Below are 4,173 nucleotides of genomic sequence, written 5' to 3'. Positions count from 1 at the left end.
CCAGAAACGGGTGGCGGCGACGCAGCGCTGCAAGCGACGCGACGAAGGCTATGCGTTCGTCGTCGGCGCGCTCCCAGTCCAGCCAGGAGGTCGGGTTGTCCTGTGCATAGGCGTTGTTGTTGCCGAGCTGGGTCCGCCCGAATTCGTCGCCGGCCGTCAGCATCGGGATGCCGCGCGACAACAAAAGCGTTGCCAGCAGGGCGCGGATGTCGCGATCGCGCGCAGCTTCGATGCCATGATCGCGGGTCGCGCCCTCTGCGCCGCCGTTCCAGCCGTGGTTGTCACTCTCGCCGTCCCGGTTCTCCTCGCCATTCGCCTCGTTGTGCTTGCGCTCGTAGGAGACGAGATCGCGAAGCGTGAAGCCGTCATGGGCGGCGATGAAATTGATGCCGGCGCGCGGACTGCGGTGGTTGCCGGCGAAGAGGTCGGAGGAGCCTGCCAACCGCGTCGCCAGTGCGCCGGCCATGCCGGGATCGCCGCGCCAGAAGCGGCGGACGTCGTCGCGGTAGCGGCCGTTCCATTCGGCGAAGGGAGCGGGGAATTCGCCGAGACGATAGCCACCGGGGCCGATATCCCAGGGCTCGGCAATCAGGATGGCGCGGGCAAGCTCCGGATCCTGCAGGATGGCGCCGAAGAGCGGCGCGTCGGGCGTGAAGCCGGTCTCCGTGCGCCCCAACACCGTGCCGAGATCGAAGCGGAAACCGGCGACGCCGAGACGAAGCCAGTATCGCAAGGCATCCATCGCCAGGCGCAGGACGGGGGCGCGGTCGAGCGCGAGCGTGTGGCCGCAGCCGGTGTCGTTGACGAGACGGGCGGGATCGTCGGCGGCATGGCGATAATAGACGGCGTTGTCGAGGCCACGCAGGCTGATCGTGGCACCGAACTCGTCGCTTTCGGCGGTGTGATTCAGAACGATGTCGAGGATCACGCCGATGCCGGCCCTGGCGTAGGCGGCGCAGAGCGCGGCGAGATCGGCCTGCCCACCGGGCGCGAGCCGCGGATCGAGCGCGAAGAAATTGACGGGGTTGTAGCCCCAGGCATTGGCGAGCCCGAGCGGCGGCAGGTGGCGTTCGTCCATCCAGGCCGCGACCGGCATCAGCTCGACATGGCTGACGCCCAACGCCTGCAGATGGGCAATGACGGGGGGCTCGCGCAGGGCAGCGAGCGTTCCGCGCAGTGTCTGGGGGACGCCCGGGTGGCGCATGCTGAACGACCGGACGGCGAGTTCATAAATGAAACCGGGCGGGGATGCGACAGCATGCGCTTCGCCAGCAATAGGCACGGGCTGGACAATGCCGCGTGGCACCAGCGCTGCTGTTTCAGCGCTATGTCGGGCCAGCTCCGGATCCCAGCGGAACGGACGGTCGATCAGCGTCGCATAGGGGTCGACGAGCAGCTTCGTCGGGTCGAACCGATGGCCGCGTTCAGGTTGCCAGGGCCCCTCGACACGCAAGCCGTAACGCAGCCCCGCGCCGGCACCCTCCAGAAGGCCGTAGTGGATGTCGCCGTGGCGGCAGGGAAGAGGCAGCGATGTCAGTTCGGCCTCGCCGGCCTCGTCGAAAATGCTGGCAAGGACGCGGCTGCCGTGACGCGAGAAGACGGCGAGGCAGACGCCACCTTCCACAATGGACGGGCCCATGCCTGCCGGCCGCGGGCAGGGCCTGATCCTCAACGGCTGCGCCAAGGTATCAGCCTTGTCCCGATGTCGAGACCGGCAGGCTCCAGATGCGCTGCGCGTATTCGCGGATGGCGCGGTCGGCGCTGAACCAGGCGCAATGCGCCGTATTGTTCACCGACATGCGCCACCACCGTGCCTGGTCCATCCAGAGGCTGTCCACACGCCGTTGCTGCAGGCGATAGCTCTCGAAATCGTTGAGCACCATGAACCAGTCATTGGCGAGCAGTCCTTCGACGAGGCCAAGATAGCGGTCGCGGTCGCGCGGCGAATAGGCCCCACCGGCCACGGCATCCAGAACACCCTCCAGATGGGCAGAGGAATGGATGATGTCGGCACTCGGCCGGGGATCGCGTCTCGCCGCTTCGACCTCTTCCGCCGTCATGCCGAAGATGGCGATATTGTCCGCGCCGACCCGCTCGCCGATCTCGATATTGGCGCCGTCGAGCGTCCCGATGGTGATGGCGCCGTTCAGCGCGAATTTCATATTGCCGGTGCCGGACGCCTCCATGCCCGCCGTCGAGATCTGCTCCGACAAATCCGCAGCCGGGATGATGGTCTCGGCGAGGCTGACATTGTAGTTCGGCAGGAAGACCACCTTGAGCCGGTCGCGTGTCGTGATGTCGTTGTTCACCACCGCTGCGACGTCGTTGATCAGGTTGATGATCGATTTGGCGGTGGCGTAGTTCGAGGCGGCCTTGCCGGCGAAGATCTTCACCCGCGGCGCCCAGTCCCGATAGGGCTCGGAGCGGATGGCGTCGTACAGCGCAATCGTCTCCAGAATGTTGAGCAGCTGGCGCTTGTATTCGTGGATCCGCTTGATCTGGACGTCGAACAGCGCGGCGGGGTCGACGGTGATGCCGCAATCCTGGCGGATGATGCCGGCGAGCTTAAGCTTGTTCTCGCGCCGGATTGCTGCCAGCCGGTCATGGATGGCCGGATCATCGGCATGCTGTGCGAACCGGCGGATCAGCCCGATATCGTCGGCGACGCTCTCCCCGCACGTTTCCTTGAGGAGGCTTGTCAGTCCCGGATTGGCGTTGAGCAGCCAGCGGCGTGGCGTGATACCATTGGTGACGTTGGTGATCCGATCCGGAAAGACCCGGTGCAGCGGTGCGAACACCGTTTCCTTCATCAGGTTCGAATGCAGGGCCGAGACGCCGTTGACCTTATGCGAGCCGACGAAGGCAAGATGGGCCATCCGCACCCGCCGCCCATGAAATTCGTCGATGAGGGAGAGGGCGGAGAGGTCGGAATCGGGGGCATCGCGGCGGATGGCGTCGAGAAAGCGGGCGTTGATGCCGAAGATGATCTGCATATGGCGCGGCAGGAGCCGCTCCATCAGGGCGACCGGCCAGGTCTCCAGCGCTTCCGGCAGCAGCGTGTGGTTGGTGTAGGAGATCGTCGCCGTCGTGATCTCCCAGGCCCGCTCCCATTCAATCTCGTGCTCGTCGATCAGCAGGCGCATGAGCTCCGCGACCGCAAGCGACGGATGCGTATCGTTGAGCTGGATCGACGCCTTCCCGGCAAGGTTGTCGAGCCCCCCGAACTGGCGATGGTGCCGCCGGATGAGATCCTGCAGCGAGGCGGAGGTGAAGAAGAACTCCTGACGCAGGCGCAATTCCTGCCCGACCGGGGTCGAGTCATTCGGGTAAAGCACCTTCGAGATCGCTTCCGCACGGTTGCGCTCGGCCACGGCGCCGACCAGGTCGCCCTGGTTGAAGGCATCGAGCGACAGCGGGTGCATCGCCCGCGCACGCCACAGTCGCAAGGTATTGGCGTCACGTCCCTGCCAGCCGACGACGGGCGTATCGTAGGCGACGGCGAAGATCGTTTCCTGCGGGGCCCAGAACACCTGCCCGGGCTTTTCGGTGGCGGTCACGGTTCCGCCGAAACCGATCTTGTAGGCGCTTTCGCGCCGCTCGAATTCCCATGGATTGCGAAAGGACAGCCAATCCTCGGGCACTTCGATCTGGCGGCCGCCATCGATGCGCTGCTTGAACAGCCCGTGATCGTAGCGGATGCCGTAGCCAAGCGCCGGAACGCCGGTCGAGGCCATGGCCTCCATGTAGCAGGCGGCGAGCCGGCCGAGGCCGCCATTGCCGAGGGCAGCGTCCGGTTCGAGGTTCTCGATATCGGCGAGGTCGACGCCAAGTTCACGCAGAGCCTGGGCCATAGCTCCGGTCAGGCAGAGATTGTTCAGCGTGTCGGCGAGCGAGCGGCCGATCAGGAATTCCAGTGAGAGGTAGTAGACCCGCTTCCTGCCGGTCGCATAGCTCTCGCGGGTCGATTTCTGCCAGACGTCGATAACGTGGTCCCGCGCGGCAAGAATCGCCGCCGTCAGCCAGTCATGCGCCTGCGCGACAGCCGGGTCCTTTCCGAGCGAGTAGGAGAGCTTGCGTATCACCTCCGCCTTGATGCGCTCGACCTGCTCGTCGGGTTCATAGTGAATGGCGGCGTCATGAGAGGCGGTCGGCAAAACAATGGCCCCGATTTGG

2 protein-coding genes are annotated in these 4,173 nt (G+C 65.6%); both read right to left on the bottom strand.

Annotation, left to right across the window (positions count from 1 at the left end):
- On the bottom strand, window positions 1–1,639 hold a 1,639-nt coding region (gene glgX, locus ACIPIA_RS11345; RefSeq protein WP_400509533.1), incomplete at its 3' end, for a glycogen debranching protein GlgX.
- Window positions 1,640–1,688: 49 nt separating this feature from the next.
- Window positions 1,689–4,154: a glycogen/starch/alpha-glucan phosphorylase gene (locus ACIPIA_RS11340; protein ID WP_400509535.1), complete on the bottom strand. Its 2,466-nt coding sequence runs from the start codon at window positions 4,152–4,154 to the stop codon at window positions 1,689–1,691.
- Window positions 4,155–4,173: the final 19 nt, after the last annotated feature.

The organism is Allobosea sp. CER48, assembly GCF_044752385.1.
Taxonomy (GTDB): Bacteria; Pseudomonadota; Alphaproteobacteria; order Rhizobiales; family Beijerinckiaceae; genus Allobosea.
Note: the sequence above shows the minus strand (reverse complement) of the source record. Positions and strands in the feature narration are given on the sequence as shown.